General features: G+C 44.3%; 20 protein-coding genes and 1 tRNA gene. 7 read left to right on the top strand and 14 right to left on the bottom strand.

The window, feature by feature from the left end:
• The first annotated feature begins 30 nt into the window (after nt 1-30).
• Complete coding sequence (locus ZOBGAL_RS07970) at nt 31-825, top strand: 3-keto-disaccharide hydrolase (RefSeq protein WP_013993045.1); 795 nt, start codon at nt 31-33, stop codon at nt 823-825.
• An 11-nt stretch (nt 826-836) separates the two neighbouring features.
• Here the strand turns inward: ZOBGAL_RS07970 and gloA2 are convergent, their stop codons facing one another.
• From gloA2 to ZOBGAL_RS07930, 7 genes are all read right to left on the bottom strand, one after another.
• A complete protein-coding gene (gene gloA2, locus ZOBGAL_RS07965; RefSeq protein WP_013993044.1) occupies nt 837-1,223 on the bottom strand; it encodes an SMU1112c/YaeR family gloxylase I-like metalloprotein in 387 nt (128 codons plus the stop codon).
• Nucleotides 1,224-1,245: 22 nt separating this feature from the next.
• A complete protein-coding gene (locus tag ZOBGAL_RS07960; RefSeq protein ID WP_013993043.1) occupies nt 1,246-2,877 on the bottom strand; it encodes a S41 family peptidase in 1,632 nt (543 codons plus the stop codon).
• 65 nt (nt 2,878-2,942) lie between these two features.
• Nucleotides 2,943-3,320 (bottom strand): ribonuclease P protein component, encoded by a 378-nt coding sequence (gene rnpA, locus ZOBGAL_RS07955; protein WP_013993042.1) that lies wholly within the window; start codon nt 3,318-3,320, stop codon nt 2,943-2,945.
• A 79-nt stretch (nt 3,321-3,399) separates the two neighbouring features.
• A complete protein-coding gene (locus tag ZOBGAL_RS07950) occupies nt 3,400-5,259 on the bottom strand; it encodes a M1 family metallopeptidase (protein ID WP_013993041.1) in 1,860 nt (619 codons plus the stop codon).
• A gap of 5 nt (nt 5,260-5,264) precedes the next feature.
• Nucleotides 5,265-6,896, bottom strand: coding sequence for a S8 family peptidase (locus tag ZOBGAL_RS07945; protein ID WP_013993040.1), 1,632 nt, complete (start codon nt 6,894-6,896; stop codon nt 5,265-5,267).
• Nucleotides 6,897-7,275: 379 nt separating this feature from the next.
• On the bottom strand, nt 7,276-8,136 hold the full coding sequence (locus ZOBGAL_RS07935; protein WP_013993039.1) for an MBL fold metallo-hydrolase: 861 nt from the start codon (nt 8,134-8,136) through the stop codon (nt 7,276-7,278).
• A 199-nt stretch (nt 8,137-8,335) separates the two neighbouring features.
• Entirely contained in the window at nt 8,336-10,117 is a 1,782-nt protein-coding gene (locus tag ZOBGAL_RS07930) for a cation:proton antiporter (RefSeq protein WP_013993037.1), read from the bottom strand.
• Nucleotides 10,118-10,352: 235 nt separating this feature from the next.
• Between ZOBGAL_RS07930 and ZOBGAL_RS07925 the strand changes: the two genes are divergently transcribed.
• Nucleotides 10,353-12,221 carry a cation:proton antiporter gene (locus tag ZOBGAL_RS07925; protein WP_013993036.1) on the top strand — a complete coding sequence of 623 codons (1,869 nt, stop codon included), beginning with the start codon at nt 10,353-10,355 and terminating at the stop codon, nt 12,219-12,221.
• A 27-nt stretch (nt 12,222-12,248) separates the two neighbouring features.
• On the opposite strand, the gene ZOBGAL_RS07920 is transcribed toward ZOBGAL_RS07925, so the two are convergent.
• Nucleotides 12,249-12,485: a hypothetical protein gene (locus ZOBGAL_RS07920; protein ID WP_013993035.1), complete on the bottom strand. Its 237-nt coding sequence runs from the start codon at nt 12,483-12,485 to the stop codon at nt 12,249-12,251.
• Between the two features lie 256 nt (nt 12,486-12,741).
• Between ZOBGAL_RS07920 and ZOBGAL_RS07915 the strand changes: the two genes are divergently transcribed.
• Complete coding sequence (locus ZOBGAL_RS07915) at nt 12,742-13,110, top strand: hypothetical protein (RefSeq protein WP_123772324.1); 369 nt, start codon at nt 12,742-12,744, stop codon at nt 13,108-13,110.
• 58 nt (nt 13,111-13,168) lie between these two features.
• On the opposite strand, the gene lepA is transcribed toward ZOBGAL_RS07915, so the two are convergent.
• Nucleotides 13,169-14,965, bottom strand: a complete 1,797-nt coding sequence (lepA, locus tag ZOBGAL_RS07910; protein WP_046287816.1) for a translation elongation factor 4 — start codon at nt 14,963-14,965, stop codon at nt 13,169-13,171.
• A gap of 360 nt (nt 14,966-15,325) precedes the next feature.
• On the opposite strand from lepA, the gene ZOBGAL_RS07905 reads away from it, so the two are divergent.
• The gene (locus tag ZOBGAL_RS07905) at nt 15,326-17,728 is read left to right on the top strand and encodes an outer membrane beta-barrel family protein (RefSeq protein ID WP_013993031.1); all 2,403 of its coding nucleotides are present in this window, start codon (nt 15,326-15,328) and stop codon (nt 17,726-17,728) included.
• A gap of 10 nt (nt 17,729-17,738) precedes the next feature.
• On the opposite strand, the gene ZOBGAL_RS07900 is transcribed toward ZOBGAL_RS07905, so the two are convergent.
• The 3 genes from ZOBGAL_RS07900 to ZOBGAL_RS07890 are packed head-to-tail and all read right to left on the bottom strand — an operon-like array spanning nt 17,739 to nt 20,054.
• Nucleotides 17,739-17,924: a hypothetical protein gene (locus tag ZOBGAL_RS07900; protein WP_046287403.1), complete on the bottom strand. Its 186-nt coding sequence runs from the start codon at nt 17,922-17,924 to the stop codon at nt 17,739-17,741.
• Nucleotides 17,921-19,315: a radical SAM protein gene (locus tag ZOBGAL_RS07895; RefSeq protein ID WP_013993029.1), complete on the bottom strand. Its 1,395-nt coding sequence runs from the start codon at nt 19,313-19,315 to the stop codon at nt 17,921-17,923. Before ZOBGAL_RS07895 ends, ZOBGAL_RS07900 begins: the two co-directional genes overlap by 4 nt.
• Nucleotides 19,287-20,054, bottom strand: coding sequence for a prolipoprotein diacylglyceryl transferase (locus ZOBGAL_RS07890; RefSeq protein ID WP_013993028.1), 768 nt, complete (start codon nt 20,052-20,054; stop codon nt 19,287-19,289). Before ZOBGAL_RS07890 ends, ZOBGAL_RS07895 begins: the two co-directional genes overlap by 29 nt.
• 67 nt (nt 20,055-20,121) lie before the next feature.
• On the opposite strand from ZOBGAL_RS07890, the gene dusB reads away from it, so the two are divergent.
• A complete protein-coding gene (gene dusB / locus ZOBGAL_RS07885) occupies nt 20,122-21,117 on the top strand; it encodes a tRNA dihydrouridine synthase DusB (protein WP_013993027.1) in 996 nt (331 codons plus the stop codon).
• An 11-nt stretch (nt 21,118-21,128) separates the two neighbouring features.
• Here the strand turns inward: dusB and ZOBGAL_RS07880 are convergent, their stop codons facing one another.
• Both ZOBGAL_RS07880 and rbfA read right to left on the bottom strand, forming a co-directional pair.
• Nucleotides 21,129-22,322, bottom strand: coding sequence for an ABC transporter permease (locus ZOBGAL_RS07880; RefSeq protein ID WP_013993026.1), 1,194 nt, complete (start codon nt 22,320-22,322; stop codon nt 21,129-21,131).
• A gap of 2 nt (nt 22,323-22,324) precedes the next feature.
• Nucleotides 22,325-22,717: a 30S ribosome-binding factor RbfA gene (gene rbfA, locus ZOBGAL_RS07875; protein WP_013993025.1), complete on the bottom strand. Its 393-nt coding sequence runs from the start codon at nt 22,715-22,717 to the stop codon at nt 22,325-22,327.
• A gap of 71 nt (nt 22,718-22,788) precedes the next feature.
• Between rbfA and mce the strand changes: the two genes are divergently transcribed.
• Together mce and ZOBGAL_RS07865 are read left to right on the top strand one after the other, a co-directional pair.
• Entirely contained in the window at nt 22,789-23,193 is a 405-nt protein-coding gene (gene mce, locus ZOBGAL_RS07870; RefSeq protein ID WP_013993024.1) for a methylmalonyl-CoA epimerase, read from the top strand.
• A 57-nt stretch (nt 23,194-23,250) separates the two neighbouring features.
• Nucleotides 23,251-23,324, top strand: a tRNA-Ile gene (locus tag ZOBGAL_RS07865).
• Nucleotides 23,325-23,779 lie beyond the last annotated feature (455 nt).

The raw sequence follows: 23,779 nt of genomic DNA, 5'->3' as shown, positions 1-23,779 counted from the left end.
TCAAATATAATTTTACTCAATACGCATACTATGAATCGCACTAAAATTGCCCTTTTTATTTCTTGTATGGCCCTAATGGCCTGTAACTCTACTAAAACAACGGTTACCGACGGGGGCTGGGAAGATATGTTCAACGGAAAAAATTTGGATGGATGGACCACCAAAATACACCATTACGAAACCGGCGATAATTTTGGTGATACCTTTCGGGCCGAAGACGGTATGATCAAGGTACGTTATGATAAATACGACGGTGATTTTAACGATAGGTTCGGGCATTTGTATTATGACAAGCCCTACTCGTATTTTCACCTTTCCCTTGAATATCGTTTTGTAGGTGAGCTGCATCCGGGTGCACCGGTTTTTACCGTGATGAACAGTGGTGTCATGTACCATTCACAGGATCCGCGTACCATGTTAAAGGAGCAGAACTGGCCCATATCCGTTGAGATGCAATTTTTGGGTGGTGTGAATGAGGGCGAAGAAAGGCCAACGGGCAATATGTGCTCGCCGGGCACTGAAATCGTTTATCAGGGCGAACTCTACCCGAGCCACTGTTTGAGCTCTTCTTCCAAAACCTATTACGGAGACCAATGGGTAAAGGCCGAATTGATCGTAAGGGGCGATTCTTTGGTAACGCACATTATAAACGGGGAAGTTGTTTTAGAATATACAAAACCTCAGATCGGCGGGGGTACGGTAGAGGGTTATGACCCCAAGGTAAAAATTGATGGTAAGCTGTTAAAAGAGGGAATGATTGCCTTACAGAGTGAAGGGCAGCCTATAGATTTCAGGAATATCAAGATCAAGAACCTGAAACCCTGATATTTCAGAAATTATTTTTCGTACAGTTCAAGGGGAAGTCCATCGGGATCGGCAAAGAAGGTGAATTTACGACCAGTAAATTCGTCGGTTCTGATGGGCTCGACGCTTATGCCTTGGTCTGACAGCCTTTTACTTTCCTGGGCAACATCGTCTACCTCAAAGGCCAAGTGGCGCAAACCTTGGGCCTCGGGCCTAGAAGGACGTTTTGGCGGGTCGGGAAAGGAAAAGAGTTCAATGATGTACTCCCCATTGAGGGCGAGGTCTAATTTGTACGACTGCCTTGCTTCCCTAAATACTTCGCTAAGAATCTCCAGGCCTAGAATATCTACATAAAAATGCTTTGATTTTTGATAGTCGGAGCAGATGATCGCAATATGGTGGATCTTGTTCAAGGCCATGGTCGAATGATTTGGAGTACAATTATTTTAAGATGCTCCAATATTTACTTTCGTTACTCAAAAGTTCGGTAGCGGCCAAGATGGCCTCATCGTTCTTAAGGTAATAGTCGTAAAGACCTTCGCGGTAGAAATAGCGTTTGACGATTTCATCTTCCAGCTTGTTCTTTATTTCGTTTTGGTAGTCTTCCAAGGCCGTGATCTTGCTTTTTTCAATATCGAGCAAAAGCTTTTTAAAATCGTTTTCTATGGCGTCGTTAAAAATAACCTCTTCGCGGTTGGTCATGGCCGTCTTCAGGGTTTTTTCGGTCTTGGTCTCAAAGGAAAAATCGCTTTTCGAGACGAAGTTTTTAAAGTCCTGATAGTCGCTATCGGAAAATTTGAACGTGTTTACATCGTTCACTTGGTGCTCGTAGAAATATTTAGTGGCATAGTCGAAGATGACGTTGTTTTGCAAGAGGGCCATGGTCAATTCGTTGGCCTTTGTAGCGGCTATTTCAATATCGGGCAGTACACCGCCACCATCTTGAACCTTGCGTCCGTTTCGGGTGGTAAAATCATGAATATCGGTTTTTTTAACGGCGTTGCCGTCCTTGTCCCTGTTCCAATAATCAAGCGATTGGATGCATCTTCCCGAAGGGGTGTAATAGCGGCTAATGGTGACCTTTAGTTGGGTGCCATAGGTCAGTTTCAAGGGGCGCTGTACCAAGCCTTTTCCAAAGCTACGGGCTCCCATGATCACGGCACGGTCAAGATCTTGGAGTCCGCCCGAAACGATTTCACTCGCCGAGGCACTACTTCCGTTTACGAGTACTACCAAGGGGATTTCCATATCCACAGGCTTGTTCTTCGTCTTGTATTCCCTATTGAATTTTTTGACCTTTGATTTGGTGGTCACGATCAATTCCCCTTTGTCAACGAAGAGATTGGTGACATTGATGGCTTCGGAAAGCAATCCTCCGGGGTTGTCCCTAAGGTCCAATATAATTTTTTCGGCACCTTTACCCTTGAGGTCTAAAAGGGCGGCCTTGGTTTCGCTTGAAGCCTTGGCGTTGAATTTAGAAAGAACGATATAGCCGGTTTTGTCATCTACCATCTTATAGAAGGGTACCGCATCTACTTCAACGGCGGCACGTGTTATGGTGGCCACCTTGGTCTCGCCCTGTCTTTTAAAGGTAACTTCGACCGAAGTATTGTTGGCCCCTTTTAGAAGCTCGCTGGCGTTATCGTCAAAATCGGAAACCTTAATGGCGCCGATCTTGATAATTTCATCACCGGCCTTGAGTCCGGCTTTGTCGGCAGGGTAGCCCTTATACGGCTCTATGATCAATAGTCGGTCTTTGAACGAGCGTACTAGGGCGCCTATTCCCGAGTATTCCCCCGCATTGTTGATACGGTATGTCTCTACGTCTTGTTCGTTTAGAAATTTGGTGTAGGGATCGAGGTCGTCTAACATGTTCTTTATAGCCGTATCCATCAACTCTGCAGGGTTAGTCTCGTCTACATAGTTCATGTTAAGCTCTTTAAAGAGGGTAGTGAAAATTTCGATTTGTTTGGCAATCTCGAAGAAATCACTTTTTACAAACCCACTACCTATTACCAGAATAAGCACGGCAAAGGTGGAAACCAGCAGTTTTTTGCCGAAAAATTTTTTCATGTTACTTGTCGTTTGTGAGGGTTTTGGTTCTTAAAACCCATAAATTCTTGTTGTTTGGACGCCTTTTACGATTCATTTTTAGCTACAAACCGTTGAAGCAAGGCTTTCATGCTTCGCTCGGTAGAGGCATATGAAGGCATATCTTTACCAAGGTATAAAAATAAAAACGCAAAAGAGCCTTCCGTATTGTTAAGAATGTCGGGTTTGTTCAAACGGTAACTTTCACGTAATAAGCGCTTGATGCGATTGCGTTTCACGGCACTTTTAAAGTTCTTTTTAGGTACGGCCATACCGGCCTTAAAACGGACTTCATCGTTAAAAGGGGTGGGTAGGTATATGAGTTTTATCGGATAGACGGAAACGGACTTCCCCTCGGCGAACAAGCGTTCGATAAGCTTTTTGCTTTTCAGCTTTTCTTTTTTTGGGAAAGTGAAGTTCGACATCTACCTATGTTTAAAAAGTCGCCCCCTGGGAAGAGGGGGCGATTACAAATTTAATTCTTGAAATGGAAAGTAGTGTATATTATGGCGTTTTTTGCCAAACATTGTCTTCCAAGTCGATATCGGCCATTAATTGTGAAGGGTCGATCACTACTGCTTTTACGTTTTCAAGCGGTTTGTCGAAAGTGAAGCTGTAGTTGGACTGCGCCCATGGCCAATCTTCTAATACCGTTCGGTTTATTTGTGGATAAGGATTTTCCTTTTCCCCACGCATCATCCGCAATGGCGCGTAAAAGGTCTCTTTTGTTCCATCTTCATATATCACTAGGATATCTATAGGCATAGGCATGGCCCCTTTACGGACCAGGGAAACTTCGGTTTTGCCCTCCTTGTCCTTAACATCGGTAATACCGTAATCTATGGTGTTGGTCGTCTGTGTCCAGTCGGTTAGATACCAATCGAGTTCCATGCCCGAGACTTTTTCGGCGGTACGTTTGATATCGTTGGGTGTGGGATGCTTGAACTTGAAATCTTCATAATATTTGCGAAGGGTTTCCATCAATTTATCCTGACCGATAACATAGCCCAATTGCGATAAGAAAATAGACCCTTTGCTGTAAGCGGCTATTCCGTAGGCAAAGTTGAGGTCGTAACGATCGGCATGGGTGGTCTGGGGTTGTTCTTTACCGGAATTTACCAAGCTGTAATAGCCTTTGTAGGTACCTTCAAAAGGATTTTCCTTGTTCTCTTGCATGACTTCGTTCATGGCCAAGGAAGAGATAAAGGTTGTAAAGCCTTCGTCCATCCATTCGTGTTTCGATTCGTTGGAGGCCAAGATGTGTTGAAACCAGGAGTGTGCCATTTCATGGGCCGTAACCCCGACCAAGCTTCCAAATTTTCTTTCACCGGTAATCAATGTGGCCATGGCGTACTCCATACCACCGTCACCGCCTTGTATCACGGAATACTGCTCGTATGGGTATTCGCCTATGTTCTTGTTGAAAAACTTCATGAGCTCCGCTGTTTTGGGCTGAAGTTTTTTCCAGTTGTCTATAATCTCTTTATTGTCTTTGTACAAAAAGTGAAGCGTAGGTCCGTTTTCTACTTGAAGGGTATCGTGTATATAATCGGGGTCTGCCGCCCACATAAAATCGTGTACCATCGGTGCCTTAAAGTGCCATGTAAGGGTCTTGCCTTTCTGTTTTTTCACTTTGGTACCGGGAGCTTCATAGCCGTGACCGATTTCTTGAGGGTTTTGCAGGTAGCCAGTTCCTCCCACTACGTACTTTTTGTCTAGGGTCAGCTTTACGTCAAAATCGCCCCAAACGCCGTGAAATTCACGTGCAATGTAGGGGTCGGCATGCCATCCTTCAAAATCGTATTCGGCTAATTTCGGATACCATTGGCTCATAGATAGGGCTACACCTTCGGCACTGTTTCTTCCGGCCCTTCGGACCTGTAACGGAACCTGTCCCTTGAATTCCATTTCAAAGGTGGTCTTTCCGCCAGGAGGTATCGGTTGGGCCAATTCGACCACTAAAATCGTTTCCTCCTCCACAAAATCGACTTTAACACCGTCTTGGGTGAGCGAGTTTACGTGCAAATAACCGATTTCACTTTCCTTTAGGCTGGCAATACGGCTCTTTTTTTGATCATCGGTCATTCTACCGTCGGGATCCGGAATGCTCTGTAGTCGCATGTCCATTTCACTTCCCGGCTGAAATGCGTTGAAAAACAGGTGGTAGTATACGCGACTAAGCTCGTCTGGGGAGTTGTTGGTATAGACCAGTTTTTGTGTACCGGTATATTGAAAGTTGTCAACGTTCATATCAACTTCCATGGTATAATCCACGTGCTGTTGCCAATATGAACCGTTTTGCGCAACCGCCGCTTGCCCCAATAAGAGCATTACGGCGGCTATTCCTTTAAAGAAGTGTTTCATACTAATTATAATTTAATTTTGCCTTTTGCCACGTTATCGGCCATAATCAAGGCGTTGTAGGCATTTACGATTTTACCGGAGGTCGAAACCTTGTCCAAGCTTGCGGTTTTGGCCGCATCACCTCCCAAAATCACCTTTACCCTTGGAGCCAAACCAGATTCCATGATAATGTGTTTTACTTGGGAAGCGGTCAATTTAGGATAGTAAGAACGAATTAAGGCCGCAACACCGGCAACGGCGGGAGCCGCCATTGAGGTTCCTCCTTGAAAATCATATGAATTGTCGGGCATAGTTGAATAGATTTCGTCACCAGGGGCAAAAACGTCAACATTAACAGCTCCGTAATTTGAGAATGAAGCAAGCATTTCCGATCCGTATTTTGAAGACAATGCGCCTACGGTCAATACGTTATCGGCAATTTCAGGACCGTTGTCCACTTGGTCGTTCGGAAAGTTGGGATTTGCGGGATCGTCTAGGTCGGCACCTTCGTTACCGGCGGCATGAACAAAAAGCACATCGTTGTCGGCTGCGTATTTAATGGCGTCGTAAACCCATTCGGCCTTTGGGCTAAATCCTTTTCCGAAACTACCGTTAATAACCTTGGCGCCGTTGTCTACCGCATAACGGATGCCCAAGGCGATATCTTTGTCGTATTCATCACCGTTAGGTACCGCGCGAATACTCATAATGGCCACATTGTTGGCCACTCCGTTGGCCCCTTTGCCATTGTTGCGCTTGGCGGCGATAATACCTGCTACGTGCGTTCCATGGCTTTCGTCTTCTACCCTGTTTTTAGGATTTCCGTTTCCATAGCCCAAATCGGTAATGTCGTAGGGATCGTCTCCCACTACCTCACGGCCATTGAAATCAACGTTGTAGTTGTAGTTCAATTGATCGGAAAAATACTTGATGCCCCCTTCGATTTGCTCTAAAACTTCAGGAATGCTGTCTTCGTAAGTGAGCATTTGTGTCAAGATCCCAATATTCTGCTGCATGGTCTCATCTTTGGGCTCGATAGCGGCAAGGTCTTTTTTGGTATAAGTCTCCTTACCCAATTCTTTTTTAACGGCATCATCGGCGTTTTTGACCGCTTGGTAGATTTGCTCGTACTGCTGTTTTTGTTGACCGGCCTTGGCGTATTCGCTGTCTACTTTAGCTTTGGCCTTGGCCTGCAATGAGGCATCGCCCAATTTCAATTTTACGATACGGGTTGCTTCCAGTTGTTCGTTGTACGACTCGCCTAAAAAGTTATATCCGTGGATATCATCGATGTATCCATTTTTATCGTTGTCTATACCATCACCGGCTTTTTCGCCTCTGTTGGTCCATAGAACGTCCTTTAAATCCTCATGGTCTAAGTCCATGCCAGAATCAAGTACGGCAACGATGACCGTTTCGCCTTTTTTATTTTTTATGATTTCGGCGTAGGCCTTGTCAACACTCATACCGGGAATGGTATCCGCTACAAGGTCTAGATGGCCCCAGTTTTTTTTCTGGGCATCGGTTAAATCGGATATTTTTAAGGGAGTGGTATCAATGTTCGCAATTGGGGTAGATACCAAGGCTGTTGAACCACAGCCCATAAGCAAAAGACCGGCGGATAAGCCTAATAAGGGTCTTGAAAAGAAAGGTGTCATATAGTTATATAAAGTTTAGTGTTTAATTGTTTTATCCATTTTTCGGGGTCAAATACATCAAAATAAGTGGATTACCATTGGAAAGCAAATTATTATTTTAACAGAATTGCTAGCAAAGGTAATATTTGGCACAATTTTTTAACCCAATCGTAATCTTTTTATGATTTTTTTATAGAGAATTTTACTGGGTTATTGTTTTTTTATGGGGTCAATATTGCCGGTCTCCCCATAAAATTTATCGCGGGCAATATGAGCCCCCAAGACATGTTTACAAATTTATTGAGCTCGTCTATGCTAGTGGAATCAGGGACGGATGCGTTTTCGTATACGATTATAATCCGTAGCAAATGCTTGAAGCCTTGGGTAAACGAGGGGTGAATTAGCCAAAAATTGACTCAAAACGGAACGTTTCGTTTAACCGTGCCCCTTTTTCGGTAGCCTTTAGGGTACAGATCTCGTTATGGGCATCATGTTCAAAGAATAGATAGTAGTCGTTGGCAATGGCATCGTTCAAAAAAGCTTCCTTTTCGGTCAAGGTCAAAAGGGGCCGTGTGTCGTAGCCCATGACATAAGGCAAGGGAATATGCCCGACCGTAGGAAGCAAATCGGCCACAAAGACCAATTCCTTTCCTTTATAAGATATATGGGGCAACATCTGCTTATCGGTATGGCCGTCTACAAAATGTACCTTAAAACCAAGTTCAGGAAGCATTTGATAGGTGTCGGAGGTTCTTTCAATAAACTTTAACTGACCGCTCTCTTGCATGGGCAGTAGGTTTTCCTTTAAAAAAGAGGCCTTTTCACGGGCATTGGGTTTTGTTGCCCATAGCCAATGGTCTTCGTTTGTCCAAAATGTGGCATTTTTAAAAGCGGGCTCGTAACCCGTTCTATCCTTATTCCATTGGATGCAGCCCCCACAATGGTCGAAATGTAAATGTGTTAAAAAGACATCGGTGATGTCATCGCGGTGAAAACCTAATTTCTGTAGTGAAGCGTCAACGGAATGATTGCCCCATCGGTTGTAATAGCTAAAGAATTTCTCCGATTGCTTTTGGCCCATACCGGTATCCACCAGGATCAACCTATTACCTTCTTCTATGAGCAGGCTGCGCGCGGCAATGTCAATTTGATTGTTGGCATCGGCAGGATTGGTACGTTGCCAAATAGTTTTGGGCACTACGCCGAACATGGCTCCGCCGTCGAGCTTAAAGTTTCCGGTTTCTATGGGATATAGTGTCATCGATCGTGGTTCAGAAGGGGTGCAAATTAAGAAAAGCGTTTATGAAGTACAACAAATGTGTAAATATCGAAAGAAACACCGAAGTAACGGAATCCCATAAAAAATACCGAATATTATATTTTATGGGATACCCATGGCGGACGGCCTTTCGATTTCCCACATTGAGGCTTGGCGAGCCCGTTATACCCGCTTAGGCGGATTATTGGATATAGATTACACGCTCTCCGGGTTTTATGGTGTCGTTGTAGTGAAATGGTCGCTTAACCCCGTGCCCATCAAGAATCAATATGGGTAGCACCTCCTTGTCTTTTGAGTTTTTCTTTACCCAGTCCCTAGGGGTCATCTCTTTGTCGACCTTTTCTTCCTTTTCCTCAAAATCACCGGCCGAAATCTTGTACGACCAAGCGGCCATATCGGTTTTGTTGGCAAATAGGGAAGAGGCCTCGATGTGGTTCAATAGATTGGGGCCGGCCCCGTTTTCAACCGGGGACATCAGCACGATGCGATTGGGGATATAAAACGAATTATAGGCCAATTGTGCCGAGAGGAGGTTGATTTCACTGTTGCCCGTCAGGGCAATAAAGGTGTGTTTCGAAAGGGCGTCGGCGGTTTCGAAGGCCTCTTCCTTCAGTGCGTTTCCATATATGGCCTTTAGTCCTTGTGCTTGGGCTTCGTTTACATGGTCTTTATTGGAGTCTATAAGGGTAACCTCGCTCTGTTGGGCGAGTTGTTTTGAAATGTACAGGCCTAAGGGGTTGGCACCTAGTACCAAGTAGCCTCTTCGGGCATCTTGTTTTACCAGTTCGCCCCGTTTCCTGAGCCAATTGGTGGTCCAGGTGAGTAGTACGGGAACGGTAAGCGTTGTGGAAATAGCCATAAACACCAATATGGAAAAAATCTCTTGGGAAATGATGTTCATCTGCAGTCCGATACCGGCAATAATGATCTCTACGGCGCCCCTTCCGTTCATTCCTGTACCGATAGTAAGTCCTTCGCGCCATCCATAGCCGCTTGGCAGGTAAAATAGGGCCGTTCCTAAAATTTTACCCACAACGGCACCTATGATGATCAATACCAATAGGGCGAGGTCGGTTTGAAAGACCTCCAAGGTAACATGAAAACCGGCCGTAACGAAAAATATGGGGGCCAGGAAACCGATGGAGATATCGTGAAAGACCCCGGTAACCTCTTTGAGCACCGGTCTTGAAAAGACGCCGTCGCGTATAAAGAGTCCGCCCATAAAGGCTCCTAAAATCCCGTGAAGCCCTGCGAGTTCGGCCAATTCGGCAAAACCCAATACGATGATGACCATGATGCTGAAATGGGCCGTACGCCCCGTGAGTTTGATTTTGGTAAGTAATTTTCCTATCAGGGGGAATAGGTAGACACCCGTTAGGCCCGAGAAGGCGAAAAACAGAATGGCCTTGGCCGCCACCCAGCCCAGACCAAGGGCATCGATACTGCCGGCATCGACAAAACCGATAATTCCGGCAAAAATAATCAGTGCCAAGGTATCGGAAATCAGGGCGCCGGCCATTAACACATAGGCTATACGGGTATCTAAAAGCTTAAGGTCTACCAAGATCCTGCTTTTTGTGGCCAAGGAAGTAACGCCTACGGCGATACCGACGAAGAGGCCGGCTATTTCCGTGCCACCAAAGGCCAAAATGGTATAATAGCCCAAGGCAAAAGGCACTACAAACCCACCAATGGCCGCCAGTAGACCGGCCCATGAGGCCTTGCCCAGATCCTTGAAATTAATTTCCATTCCGATATAGGCCATAAGAAAAAGTATTCCTATTTCGGCCAGAATGTTCAGGGCTTCGGAGGTATTGAGAATCCCGAGTATGGCAGGACCAAGTACGATTCCGATAAGGAGTTCGCCCAAAATGGAGGGGAAGCCCATACGTTTAGCCGTTATTCCGCCAATCCAGGCGGCGAACAATACCAATAGCAGGTTTACGATACTAAGTTCTTCCATAGGTTAAATTTATGGGGTTCAGGAAATTAAGATGAAAAAATAACCAATTAAAAATTATCCTGCAAGAGCGCCGAAAAGATAATTCCCAGCCTACTATCGCAAGTTATATGTAGGGCTTTGCTTACAGGGGCTTTTGTGGGTTTTACACGGAGCCTTTTTTAAGATGGGTTCAAGGTTTTTTTTGCTGTAGATGGATTTTTTCTATATTAAAACTTATCTTGCTTCAAATTTTTTTATGGTAGAATTAGCGGGAATAATTATCCTTGGAATTATTGCACAGTGGGTAGCATGGCGATTTAAACTACCGGCCATTTTGCCCCTTATTCTTATAGGGCTATTGGTAGGGCCTATATCTACGTTGTTTACGGAAGACGGGACAAAGTTGATCCGACCTATCTGGAACGAGAAGGAAGGACTCTTCCTCGGTGAAAGCCTTTACCACTTTGTATCATTGGCCATTGGGGTTATCTTGTTCGAGGGAGGACTCACCCTGAAACGTTCTGAGGTGACCAGGGTAGGCCCCGTAATTACCAAGCTGATTACCGTAGGTAGTGCAGTGACCTTCTTTTTGGCAGGTACTGCCGCCCATTTTATTTTTGAGCTAAGTTGGCAAATATCATTTTTGTTTTCGGCCCTTATCATTGTTACCGGGCCAACGGTAATTACCCCTATTCTTAGAAATATTCCTTTAAAGAAAGATCTTTCGGCCATATTGAAGTGGGAGGGTATTCTTATAGATCCCATTGGAGCCCTTGTGGCGGTATTGGTATTTGAGTTCATTAGCATCGGTGAGGGACAAGGGTATACCCAAACCGGCTTATTGGAATTTGTAAAGGTACTGTTGTTGGGCTTTACCTTTGGCTTCACCTTTGCGCACGCCTTGACCTTGGCCATAAAAAGGAACTATGTTCCCCATTATTTGTTGAATGTGGTGTCTTTGTCCGTAGTGCTTTCTGTTTTCGTTATTTCGGAGTTGTTTGCACACGAATCCGGTTTGTTGGCCGTGGTGGTCATGGGGATGGTCATGGGAAATACCCAGCTGCCCAATATTAAGGAATTGCTCTATTTTAAGGAATCTATCAGTATATTGTTGATTTCCATGCTTTTCATACTGCTCTCGGCAAGTATGAATTTGCCCGAACTTGAACTACTGTACAACTATAAAACCCTTATTCTTTTTGCCATAGTGGTGTTTGTCGTAAGGCCCTTGGGCGTATTTTTGAGTACTGCGGGATCCAAGCTCAACTTTAGGGAAAAGCTATTTATCAGTTGGGTAGGTCCTAGGGGTATCGTAGCTGCGGGTATTGCTTCCCTTTTTGGCTCTAAATTGATTTTGAGAGGAGAGCCCGGGGCAGATTACATTACCCCATTGGTCTTTATGATCGTTTTGGGTACCGTTCTGCTCAACGCATCCACGGCGCGCTTCATGGCGAAGTTACTGGGCGTGTTCTTGGAAAAATCGGAAGGCATTGTAATTATCGGTGCGTCAAAAGTATCAAGACTGATCGCCGATTATCTGCATAAGAACAATCGACATGTCGTATTGGTAGATAACAACCAAACCAATATCGAGAAAGCCCAAAAGCTGGGCATAGAAGCCATTACGGCCAATATCTATTCCGATAACCTGACCGATAATATCGAGCTGAACGATGTGGGCTATCTTATGGCCCTTACCGGAAACTCCGATATCAACAAATATGCGGTTGAAAAATTCGGCAGTCAGTTCGGAGAGAACGGTTCGTTCAGGCTGATCGACTCCGATGAAATGAACGATCCGGAGAACAATCCGAAAGAAGGGCTATTTTCACATACGGACGATTTTATCAAACTGACCGAAACGGCCCGCATGTTCCCTATTATCCATGAGATTGAGATAAAGGACAAGGAACACTATGAGGGCCTTATAGAAATTACCAAGGCAGACGATCATGTGGTGCCCATTTTTCTTAAAACCCCTGATGGCGACCTTAAAATCATACCTTCGTTCAGTACGGATTTTGAGGATATCAGCGGAGGATACCGATTGGTGTATTTAGGAAAGATCTTAGAGGTTGACGAAACCGAAGATGAGGTCGAAACCAAGCATCAAGACGAAGAATAACCCCTTATTCTTTCATATGATTCCGTATTAACCTGAAAACGGCAAGGTCTCGTGTACGGTAATGTCGATATCGTCGAGTTGCACTTCACCTTCATAATTGTCGGCGACCAAGCTATAGAAGTGTAGTGCCGACTCCCTTTTTATTTTGTTGACGAGTAGGGTTATGTCTACTTCCCCACTTTCTTGTTGCCAAATAAAGATAGAGTTCTGTTCGGTCGGAATAATGCGGTGTCCCGCCGTAAAATGTGCAATGTAAGTTGTCATTTTCTATGTGCAATAATTTAACAGTACTAAAACTGAATGCAGGTTTAAAAATTGTGCTGTGCAAGAAGTATTTGTAAGAAAAAAATTAATTTCCGCTGTCGGAATGAAGAAAAGACTTGACAACGAAGAAATTATCTTTTTTAGCCATTTATGTCGAATCTATGGAAACAAAAACTTGTATTATTTTCTTACAATAATTAAAAATTGTTTGCGTTTTTGTGGTAATTCAATTTTATTAATATTAACGCATATTACTATGAAAAAAATCGTTTTATTCTTTGCTTTAGCCAGTACCGTTGCCTTTACCAGTTGTTCAAAAGATGAGGATGACACTGATGCAATCGTAGGGACTTGGGTATATGAAGTGAGCGCCACTCCCCAGGGCGGCGAAACGACTACCCGTGAAGATATATGGCTTTTTAAAGCGGACCACAGCGGGGAGTTTAAAAAGACAACGAATGGCGAAATTGATGCGGAGACAAGCTTTAGTTGGACCAAATCCGATGAGGGTTACCAAGTTGACTATAAGGAAGCGGTACGATCCAATGAAGTATTTACCATAGGGGAACTCTTAGGAAAACGTATATTGGAAAAAGGAGGAACTATGGTTGCCACTAAAAAATAAGGCAGAGGCTTTATAAGAAGAAAAAGTCCCTTACGAGTTGAACGTAAGGGACTTTTTTTTAGTCGTTCAGTTTTAAAACGGCCATAAAAGCTTGTTGTGGTATTTCAACGTTACCCACTTGGCGCATACGTTTTTTGCCTTTCTTCTGTTTTTCAAGCAGTTTTCTCTTACGTGAAATATCCCCACCATAACATTTGGCGGTAACATCTTTACGTAAGGCCTTTATGGTTTCCCTAGAAATAATTTTAGCACCGATCGCAGCTTGGATAGGAATATCGAACTGCTGTCTCGGAATCAACTCCTTTAATTTCTCGCACATTTTTTTACCAATGTTCTGGGCATTGTCAAAATGGATAAGTGCCGATAGGGCATCGACAGGCTGTGCGTTCAATAGAATATCTACACGGACCAATTTTGAGGTCCTCATACCGATCGGGGCATAGTCAAAAGAAGCATAGCCTTTTGAAACGGTCTTTAATCGATCATAAAAATCAAAGACGATTTCGGCCAAAGGCATATCGAAGGTAAGTTCAACACGTTCTGTGGTCAGATAGGTCTGATTGGTGATGATTCCCCTTTTCTCGATACAAAGCGACATTACGTTACCGACAAAATCGGCTTTGGTAATGATCGTAGCCTTGATATAAGGTTCTTCTACGCGATCTATGGTCGAAGGGTCGGGAAGGTCCGAAGGGTTGTTTACGATCAATGGCTTTTCGGGATCCTTTCGGGTATAGGCGTGGTAACTAACGTTAGGTACGGTAGTTATTACCGTCATATCGAATTCGCGCTCTAAACGCTCTTGAATGATCTCCATGTGGAGCATGCCCAAGAACCCGCAACGAAAACCAAAACCTAGTGCCGCACTACTTTCGGGTGCGAATACCAACGAGGCATCGTTCAGCTGTAATTTTTCCATGGAAGAACGAAGCTCTTCGAAATCTTCGGTGTCAACAGGATAGATTCCCGCAAAAACCATGGGCTTTACATCTTCAAAACCTGCAATGGGGTTTTTGGTCGGATTGGCCGAATCGGTAATGGTATCGCCCACTTTTACTTCACGGGCATCTTTGATACCTGTAATCAAATAGCCCACATCCCCGGTTTTTATCGACTGTTTTGGATGTTGTGTTAATTTCAAGGTACCTACCTCGTCGGCAAAATAGCTTTTGTCGGTAGCTACGAATTTTATCTTTTGTCCCTTTTTGATCTCTCCGTTGATAACCCTAAAATAAGTCTCTACCCCACGGAAAGGATTATATACCGAGTCAAAGACCAATGCTTGTAGGGCTTCATCGGCATTTCCTTTCGGAGCGGGTACACGTTCAATAATGGCGGAAAGAATTTCCTCAATACCGATACCGGTCTTCGCACTGGCGGGAATTACTTCCTCTGCCGTACAGCCCAAAAGGTCTACGATGTCGTCGGTGACTTCTTCAGGGTTGGCACTGGGCAAGTCTACCTTGTTCAGAACGGGAATGATCTCTAAATCGTTCTCTAAGGCCAAGTATAGGTTCGATATGGTTTGGGCCTGGATACTTTGCGCTGCATCGACGACCAAAAGGGCTCCTTCGCAAGCGGCAATGGAACGCGATACCTCATAAGAGAAATCTACGTGGCCCGGGGTGTCGATCAAGTTGAGCACATATTGCTCACCTTTATAAATATATTCCATTTGTATGGCGTGGCTCTTAATGGTGATACCACGTTCTCGCTCTAGATCCATATTGTCTAGTAACTGTTCCTTTTTTTCTCGGGCAGTTACAGATCCTGTGAAATCTAAAAGACGGTCGGCCAAGGTACTTTTACCGTGGTCGATATGGGCGATAATACAAAAATTTCGAATATTCTTCATTGATGCTGAGCTCATTTCGGTAAGCAACTCCTTATTCATTAAGTAGGCAAAGATACGTTATTTTCGTACTGTTTTGTACAATAACGAAAAAGCAAGCCTAATTGTAGATGTGATCAGGGCAGAACCCGCGGATTTTCAAGGGTATCCTTTACGCTCTTGGGGGCAATGCCCCAGCTTGAGCTGTATTTCATGTTCGTCCATTTACAAGCCAAGGCTTACGTCAGAAGGATTTAGGGGCTGAAATAAGGACTACGGCTGACATTTAATGTAGGCTACGTAGAGCTTTGTAATTTTTAAGGCTACAATTATTGTAGGATTTTACCGAAAATTGTTAGATTTGAGCAAGAATCCTACAGTTTTATGAAGCGTTTTTTATGTCCCTTATTTTTTATGTTCTTTTTTAATGGTGTGCTTTATTCCCAGGAACTAAGCATAACGGGTGTTGTAAACGACGAAGAAGATCACGCGGTTTCTTTTGCCAACATACTTTTGTTGAGTGCTACCGATTCTAGCTTGGTGACAGGAACTTCTACCGATGAAGCGGGCGCCTATGAACTACAAAATATTACGGCTGGCCGTTACCTGATCAAGGCCAGTTATATCGGAAACGAGAGCGATGTAATGGCATTTGATCTCGATACGGACAAAGAGTTGGCTCCATTGGTGTTGGAAGATACCGATCAAAAATTGGACGAGGTGGTGGTCACCTCACAAAAACCGAGGTTGGAAAGAAAAATAGACCGATTGGTTTTTAATGTGGAAAACACGGCCTATGCGGATGGAGACGTCTGGGATGTACTCAAAATAACCCCTAGCGTGATGATCGTAAACGATAAGTTGAGCGTTAAGGGCAGTAACTCGGTAGGACTCTTGATCAACGGGCGAAAAATAAACATTCCCCATGACGATATCGTAAACCTCTTGTCAGGTACTTCCGCTTCCAATGTCGAGAATATTGAAGTCATAACCAATCCACCGGCCAAATACAGTGCGGAAGAAAGTGTGCTTATCAATATTGTGATGAAAAAGAACATAATAGCAGGCTATAACGGTGCGGTTTATAATAAATACGTACAAGGCGTATTGCCGAAGCATACCATAGGCACCGACCATTTTTTTAAGGGGAAGAAAACCCAATTATCCTTCAATTATAATTTTGGACATGACAGAAAGGTGGTCTACTATACCGATATCACCAATTTTCCACAAAATGATGGCTCCCTATCTACCTGGACGGCAGAGCAAGAACATTTGAATCGAAACAAAGAGCACAATTTCTCCCTCTTTTTTGACTACGATATTAGCGAAAAGAGCCGGTTGAGTTTTACGAGCATTACCCTGTGGGAACCCGAGATTGCGCGAGTATACGATACCGATACCGAATTGACCGGCGATAGCCGTTGGTCGAGTTTCGAGACCTTGAACAATGCGGAAAGGGAAAAACTGAACACCTCGTATTACATCGATTACATTCAAGATTTGGGCGAAAATGGCGAGCAATTATCCTTCAATGCCCACTATACCTTTTATGACGAGACCGACGCACAACTACTCAATACGGCTTTTTACAATACGACAGGCGGATTGGCCGGGGAAAACGATTTTACTACCGATGCCTCACAAAAAATCAACCTGTACAGTTTTCAGGGAGACTATGAGGCTCCTTTAGGGGATAACGGAAAAATAGAAACGGGCCTTCGCTATGCGGGAATAGCCTCTAACAGCAGTATTCTGCAAGAAGGCTTCGATCGTGACCAACCGGGTATTGACCCTTCGGCCTCGAGTAATTTCGACTATGACGAGTCTATTTATGCGGCCTATGTTTCCTATTCGGGCAAATGGGACCGTTGGAAGTTAAAGACGGGCCTACGTGCCGAATACGCCCAGACGGAAGGGGAATGGGATATGGAGCCTCAATTCAACGAACGTAAAAATTTTCAGTTGTTCCCTTCCGGATCGATCCAATTTAGTCCCAATGAGAAACACGACCTCAATCTGTATTACTTTAGAAAGATTTCTAGGCCCAGATACAATAGCATCAATCCCTTTCAAACCTTTCAAAGCACCTTTTCTACTATTGAGGGCGACCCAGAACTATTGCCTTCCACCAGATATTATATAGCCACAGGATATACTTATGACAAGTCCTATACGGTAGAATTGTTCTATAAAAGGAAGAAAAACGGACTCGCACAATTGATTTTTCAGAACAATGATAACAACTTGTTGCGCTTTATTTCTTCAAACCTAGACCAAGAATGGGCCTACGGGATAGATTTATCGCTCAATAAAAATTTTACCGATTTTTATAATTGCTATGTCTTGGCCAGTTTTTATAATGAAACCTTCCGTTTTTCCAATTTAAGTACCAATGAGCCGGTAGAACTGGACCAGTTTAGCTGGTTTGTAAGAACGAGCAATAGTTTTTCCCTCTTGAGCGATCGTTCCCTTACGGCCGACCTTAATTTGGTCTATACGGCACCTATGCTTTCGGGCAACTCTAAATTCGATGCCTTCGGGGCATTGAACCTCATGTTCCGTAAGACCTTTTACAATAAGAAGCTGAGCATATCCCTAGGGGTGGAGGATATCTTTAACCAAGGCAACCAGTTCAATACACGAAATTACCAAGACCAGAACGGAACCTCATTGCAAAGAGGGGAAAATAGATTATTGGTTACCGGTCTACGCTACAGGTTCGGAAACTCTAAAATACGCGATAACAAGAAGTCTAAGAGGGTTGATGAACGCAACCGGATCTAAATCTGCGACCTTACTTCGTATCCAAGCTAAAATTACTCAGCATAATTCCGCAAGTACCAAAGCTTATGAGCAGGTAAACACCGGTTAGAATAAAGAAAGTCTTGGCCATTTTTTTCTTTTTGCTTGCCAAACCTACAATGGCCAGAATCAAGAAAATTATAGGAGGCCCTATCATTAGAAATACAAGCGTAATCATACCGTTTCGTTTTGTAGTTGTTCTAAGTACTTTACTTTGTCATCCCTATAAAACAAGTTCATCGTTTCAAAAGGAATGATTTTATAGTCTTTGTTCACGATGTGTACACATGATTTTTTAATGGCACGTACATCAAAGTTATGGGCGTCTATAAACTGCATGATGATAATACGGAAGAGGTTGTCGTAACCGAGTTCCGGGGCATCGATCTCTGGCAAACAGCACATGATGCTCTTTAAGTTATCCGAAGCTTTTTCAACGGAATTACCGGTACTGAAGAGCTCTATCATTTTTCCGTGAAGCGCCTCGTCTTGCTCGTAGATAATGGTGTTCTTGCCCTCGTTCAATAGATCGTCAGGGTTGATGTAGCCGGTAAGCGGACTCACCTCATCGCCCAATTTTAAGGCGTAGGCCATGACCAGGGCGTCGGGGTTGCAGGGTACGGGGATCAGGTCATCGCTTTCAAAAATGGGCGATTGTTCCAAAATCTTTCTCCGTACCTCGGTAAGGGTTATTCGGTTGTCATCTACTTCAAAATTCTCTAGACGGCCCGCAATTTGCGTGGGCTGAAAAGTAACCCCGCGTACGCATTTTTGTTTGAGGGCAAAATCTATGGTATCGCCCATTTCATGGTCGTTCAATCCCTTTTGTAAGGTAACGACGAGCGTAGTCGACAAGTTGAGGCGGTTCAGGTGTTCCAAGGCCTTTAAACGTATATCGGCCAGATCGGCGCCCCGTAGCGTTTGTAGTACCGCATTGTCCAACGAATCGAACTGTAGGTAAATTTCAAAATCGGGGGCATAGCTCGCCAGTCGCTCCGCAAAGGCAAAATCCTTGGCAATTTTAATCCCATTCGTATTTACCATCAAGTGTCTAATGGGCAAGGTCTTGGCGTAATCCAGAATTTCGAAAAATTGGGGATGGATGCTAGGTTCACCTCCGCTAAGCTGTACCACATCGGGCTCGCCCTCGTTCTTGACGATAACGTCGAGCATTTTTTTGATTTCCTCCAAGGAGCGATGCCTTCCATAGGAAGGGGAAGACGAAGCGTAACAGGTAGGGCAGGTAAGGTTACAGCGATCGGTGAGCTCAATTACCGTAAGGCAAGAGTGTTGCTCGTGGTCGGGGCATAGGCCACAGTCATAAGGGCAGCCATAATGCGTTTTGGTATTAAAGGTCTTAGGGTATTCAGAAGCCTTGTTGTAGTTTCTGATGTTTTTATAGTATTCGATATCATCGGCAATAAGCACTTTGCTCCTTCCGTGTTCCCTGCAGTTTTTGAGCATATAGACCTTGTCGTTCTCAAAAATGATCTTGGCATCTACACGCCGTAAACATTGGGGGCAAAGGCTTAGGGTAAAATCATAGTAGGTGTAATCTTTGGTAGGCATAGGCAATTCCTTGACGGATCGTTTTGTAGTAGTACAAAAGACAAATTAAGCATAATATTTGGATGCTGCTGAGCCCAAGAACAAAAAATGTATTGGGTTTCAAGAACTCGATAAAGAAGCGGAAAGAGAAGTAAAGGATCATAAAAATTTTAAAGAGCATGCCGCTTTCCAAGGCTTGGGCCTTGGTTTTTACCCGTTTTAAAAAAACGAAGAGCACGATTAGAAAAAGGACTTCGTAAAGGGCAATGGGATGCCTGCTGAGTCCGTCCCCCAAATCCATCCCCATAAAAAAGGAAGTTTCCTTTCCATAGGTAAATTCCTTGGTCCCCGCTAAAAAGCATCCTATCCTACCGATGATAATACCAAGAACAATAGGCAGGGTAAAGAGGTCTCCCGACGATTGCTTTTCCCCTATGATCCTCTTGACCAATTCCACGCCCAATAGGCCTCCGAACAGCCCGCCCATAATGGTCTTGTTGTTCATGAGTACCATCCACCCCTGTTGGTAATGAACTAGGGGCTCTTCCAAAAAAGCCACGAGCCTGGAAAGTAGCAAGGCCCCAAAAATGGCCCCGATGATTATGGTCAGCCTATTGTTGGAAGAAATGGCGTCGGTGCTGCGTTTACGGGAAAATACATAGTACCTAAAGGCAATGAAAAACGCCAGATATTCGAGAATCAGGTGCATATTCCATTTTATACCGAAGAGTATGGGTTCAAAAGGTAGTGTTAAATCCATAGAACGGGGTAAAGATAGTTATGTTCTGCATTTTAATGCCTTGTAGATTAGTTGTAAATTTGCGGCCATGCCAAAAATAGGAGACATTCAATTGCCTGATTTTCCGTTGCTTCTTGCCCCTATGGAAGATGTAAGCGACCCACCCTTTCGTGCCCTCTGTAAAGAGCAGGGTGCCGACGTGGTGTATACCGAGTTTATTTCTTCGGAAGGATTGATTCGCGATGCCGCGAAAAGTGTAATGAAGTTGGATATCTATGAAAAGGAAAGGCCCGTTGGCATTCAGATTTTCGGGGCCAATCTAGACTCTATGCTGCAATCGGTAGATATTGTAGAGCAATCGAAGCCGGATATCATCGATATCAATTTTGGCTGTCCGGTGAAAAAGGTGGTCAGCAAGGGTGCCGGTGCCGGTATTTTAAAAGATATAGACCTTATGGTATCGCTCACCAAGGCCATGGTGGAGCGCACCAATTTGCCCATTACGGTGAAGACCCGCTTGGGATGGGACCATGATTCCATTAAAATAGTGGAGGTGGCCGAGCGTTTGCAAGACGTTGGCTGCAAGGCCATAGCCATTCATGGTAGGACCCGGGTGCAGATGTATAAGGGCGAGGCCGACTGGAAGCCTATTGCCGAGGTAAAGAACAACCAGCGTATGCATATTCCCGTGTTTGGAAACGGCGATGTAGATTCGCCCGAGGCCGCAATGCGAATGCGTGACGAATATGGACTTGATGGTGCCATGATCGGCCGTGCCAGCATTGGTTACCCCTGGTTTTTCGATGAGGTAAAGCACTATTTCAAAACCGGAAGCCACAAGGCGCCCCCCAGCATGCAAGAACGTGTAGACGCCGCCCGCCGCCATTTGCAAATGGCCATCGACTGGAAGGGCGAAAAATTAGGGGTCTTTGAAACCCGAAGGCATTATACCAATTACTTTAAAGGCATTCCCAACTTTAAGGAATACCGTATGAAGATGGTCACCAGCGACGATTCCGTCGATGTATTTTCGGCCTTTGACGAGGTGCTTGAGAAATTTGGCGACTACCAGTTTACTTCCTAAACCAAGGAAGATTAAATCGCGATCATTTTTTTGGTAATCCGGCTACTCGCAATTTTAGAGGCGATGATCCCCAAAATGAATATGGTACCGAACACGATCAGAACATTGATCCATTGGTATTCTACGGGATAGGCAAGGGAAGGCGTTATTTTCAGCCATCCAAAAGCCAGTTGCGACCAGATCAGCAGTGAAGCGAAGACCACACCTATAAATCCGCCCAAGCCCGTAACCAACACGCCCTGCATAAAATAGATGCGACGCAACTCCTTGAGGGTCGTGCCCAGGCTGTATAGGGTTTTTAGGTTTTGCAGCTTATCTAAGATCATCATAATAATGGCGCCGACGACATTGAACAGGGCAATGCCCAAGACCAGGGTAAAGATGAGATAGGTGGCCAAGTTTTCGGTATTGAGCATGCGGTGCAAGGTGCTATTGAGCTCTTGTCGGTCTTTTAAGACCACTTTGTTTCCGAAAACCGCGGCAATTTTGCTTTTTACCGCGCCCAATTGCGTTACATTTTGCACTTTAAAGTTGACGCCCGATACCTGGTTGGCTTTCTTTTCCAACAGTTGCTGTACCGAAGGCAGATCGGCAAAAACGTATTTTTTATCTAAGTTTTCCTCAACGGAGTATACCCCACTGAGCACCAAGGCCTTTGTTTTTAGCGATTTTTGGGTGAGGGAGCCCTTGCCCGGCTTAAGGGCAAGTACCACCAAGGGGTTTTGGTACTGGTTGATGGTAAGCCCGAGAATGTTGGTGATGCCGATACCGGCCACGGCTTCTTGGCTATTGATCCGCCAAGTACCGTACAAAAGCGTGCTGTCAATACCCGTAACATGGGTGTAATTGGTGTCAATGCCCTTGATAAAGGCAATATGGCCCTTTTCGCGATGTTTGAGGTATACCTTTTCGTCCAGTTCCTTAGAATAGAAGGCAAGGCCTTCGATCTGGGCAAGTTCTGCTTCCTGTTCGGGGGAAACGCTAAAGAATTTGCCCGTTGCGGGCAAGGCTTTTAGGTCGGGGTCAAAGGTATTGCTGAACGAAAGGCTGAACGATTTGAGTCCCGCAAATCCCGAAAGCACGATAAATAGGGCTGCCGAGCCTATAACCGTTACCAAAAAGGTAATGAAGTTTATGACGTTCACCGCATTTTGACTGCTTTTGGAACGCACATAGCGCTTGGCGATGTAAAACGGAAAATTCAACCTTATAGTTTTTTTCTCTTGTCCAAAAGGTCTCTGTTCTCAATAGGGTTCTCTTCGCCCTTAAGCGATTTTTCAATGTTCTCGATATAATCGAGTGAATCGTCTAAAAAGAACAATAACTCGGGCACCCTGCGCAATTGGTGCTTGGTGCGCTGTGCCAATTCGTGCTTGATGAGGGGCTGATTTGATTTTATGCCCTCCATAAGTGCCTTGGCCTCTTTGTTCGGAAAAATACTGATATATACTTTTGCAATGGAGAGGTCGGTGGTCACCGAAACTTTCGTAACCGAAATCAACGTACCTTTTAACCCTCCTTCAATGGCGGCCCTTTGTAGAATATCTACGATATCTTCTTGTATGACCCCCGCAATCTTTTTCTGTCGTTGTGTTTCCATACCGCAAAAATACGGAGAAATAGCGTAAATTAGGGGGATAAACACCGATAGGGACAAAAATCATCGATCATTTGGAAAAAATTGAGCACATCGGCATAGCCGTAAACGATTTGGAGGCGGCCAATGAACGCTTTGGGAAGCTTTTGGGCCAAGACCATTATAAGGTCGAAGAAGTGCCCAGCGAAGGTGTCCGCACCTCGTTTTTTAAGACGGGCGACAGTAAGATAGAACTGTTGGAAGCCACCGACCCAGAGGGTCCGATCGCCCGGTTTTTGAGCAGGAAGGGCGAGGGCGTTCACCATATAGCCTTTGCGGTAGACGATATTGAAAAAGAGATGGAAAGGTTAAGGGGAGAGGGCTTTGTCTTGATTAACGAAAAACCCAAGAAAGGGGCTGACAATAAGCTGGTTGCTTTTCTGCATCCGAAGAGCAGCAATGGGGTGTTGATCGAATTATGTCAAGAAATACGAAAGTAGCCGTTAAAATAGCTTGCACCACCAAAAAATAAGTAGTAATATTGCAGTCCAATTTTTGGTCCTATAGCTCAGTTGGTTAGAGCACCTGACTCATAATCAGGTGGTCCCTGGTTCGAGCCCAGGTGGGACCACGGAAAACCCTTAGAAACACTATGTTTTTAGGGGTTTTTTCATTTGAGGGTGGCAGAAAGGGGGGCATTTTTTTTATATGTCCAAACAATGTTAGTTCTTGGGCTTTAAAAAATGAGCTTATTTCTAGCCTTATTTTGGTAAGTTTGAAAATAAGAAGGTGAAGTATGGAAATTAAACTAACCAACAAGGAAAAACAATATATCTCCGAACAAATGGAATCCGGAAGATACACCAGCCCCAATAAGTTTTTTTCCGAAGTACTTTTGATTCATTCTTTATATTCGAACGAAGAACATACTCTATTAAAAAAACAAATTTTGAAAGGTTGGGATGGACGGAATAGTAAACTTACTATTCAAGATTTGATTAATTTTTACAAAACACATTAAGGTATTTTCTATAAGCTTAAACCCCCACTTTACTTTAGTCTTTATGCTTCTCGTAGAAAGGCTTA

This window comes from Zobellia galactanivorans, from assembly GCF_000973105.1.
GTDB lineage: Bacteria > Bacteroidota > Bacteroidia > Flavobacteriales > Flavobacteriaceae > Zobellia > Zobellia galactanivorans.
Note: the sequence above shows the minus strand (reverse complement) of the source record. Positions and strands in the feature narration are given on the sequence as shown.

Coding starts and splice junctions, on each gene's coding strand:
- ZOBGAL_RS07915 (WP_123772324.1), top strand. CDS start 12,742: ATGAAAAAAATCGTTTTATTCTTTGCTTTAGCCAGTACCGTTGCCTTT.
- rnpA (WP_013993042.1), bottom strand. CDS start 3,320: ATGTCGAACTTCACTTTCCCAAAAAAAGAAAAGCTGAAAAGCAAAAAG.
- ZOBGAL_RS07895 (WP_013993029.1), bottom strand. CDS start 19,315: ATGCCTACCAAAGATTACACCTACTATGATTTTACCCTAAGCCTTTGC.
- ZOBGAL_RS07920 (WP_013993035.1), bottom strand. CDS start 12,485: ATGACAACTTACATTGCACATTTTACGGCGGGACACCGCATTATTCCG.
- ZOBGAL_RS07970 (WP_013993045.1), top strand. CDS start 31: ATGAATCGCACTAAAATTGCCCTTTTTATTTCTTGTATGGCCCTAATG.
- ZOBGAL_RS07890 (WP_013993028.1), bottom strand. CDS start 20,054: ATGGATTTAACACTACCTTTTGAACCCATACTCTTCGGTATAAAATGG.
- ZOBGAL_RS07945 (WP_013993040.1), bottom strand. CDS start 6,896: ATGACACCTTTCTTTTCAAGACCCTTATTAGGCTTATCCGCCGGTCTT.
- ZOBGAL_RS07905 (WP_013993031.1), top strand. CDS start 15,326: ATGAAGCGTTTTTTATGTCCCTTATTTTTTATGTTCTTTTTTAATGGT.
- ZOBGAL_RS07950 (WP_013993041.1), bottom strand. CDS start 5,259: ATGAAACACTTCTTTAAAGGAATAGCCGCCGTAATGCTCTTATTGGGG.
- lepA (WP_046287816.1), bottom strand. CDS start 14,965: ATGAAGAATATTCGAAATTTTTGTATTATCGCCCATATCGACCACGGT.
- ZOBGAL_RS07935 (WP_013993039.1), bottom strand. CDS start 8,136: ATGACACTATATCCCATAGAAACCGGAAACTTTAAGCTCGACGGCGGA.
- rbfA (WP_013993025.1), bottom strand. CDS start 22,717: ATGGAAACACAACGACAGAAAAAGATTGCGGGGGTCATACAAGAAGAT.
- ZOBGAL_RS07925 (WP_013993036.1), top strand. CDS start 10,353: ATGGTAGAATTAGCGGGAATAATTATCCTTGGAATTATTGCACAGTGG.
- gloA2 (WP_013993044.1), bottom strand. CDS start 1,223: ATGGCCTTGAACAAGATCCACCATATTGCGATCATCTGCTCCGACTAT.
- ZOBGAL_RS07900 (WP_046287403.1), bottom strand. CDS start 17,924: ATGATTACGCTTGTATTTCTAATGATAGGGCCTCCTATAATTTTCTTG.
- dusB (WP_013993027.1), top strand. CDS start 20,122: ATGCCAAAAATAGGAGACATTCAATTGCCTGATTTTCCGTTGCTTCTT.
- ZOBGAL_RS07930 (WP_013993037.1), bottom strand. CDS start 10,117: ATGGAAGAACTTAGTATCGTAAACCTGCTATTGGTATTGTTCGCCGCC.
- ZOBGAL_RS07960 (WP_013993043.1), bottom strand. CDS start 2,877: ATGAAAAAATTTTTCGGCAAAAAACTGCTGGTTTCCACCTTTGCCGTG.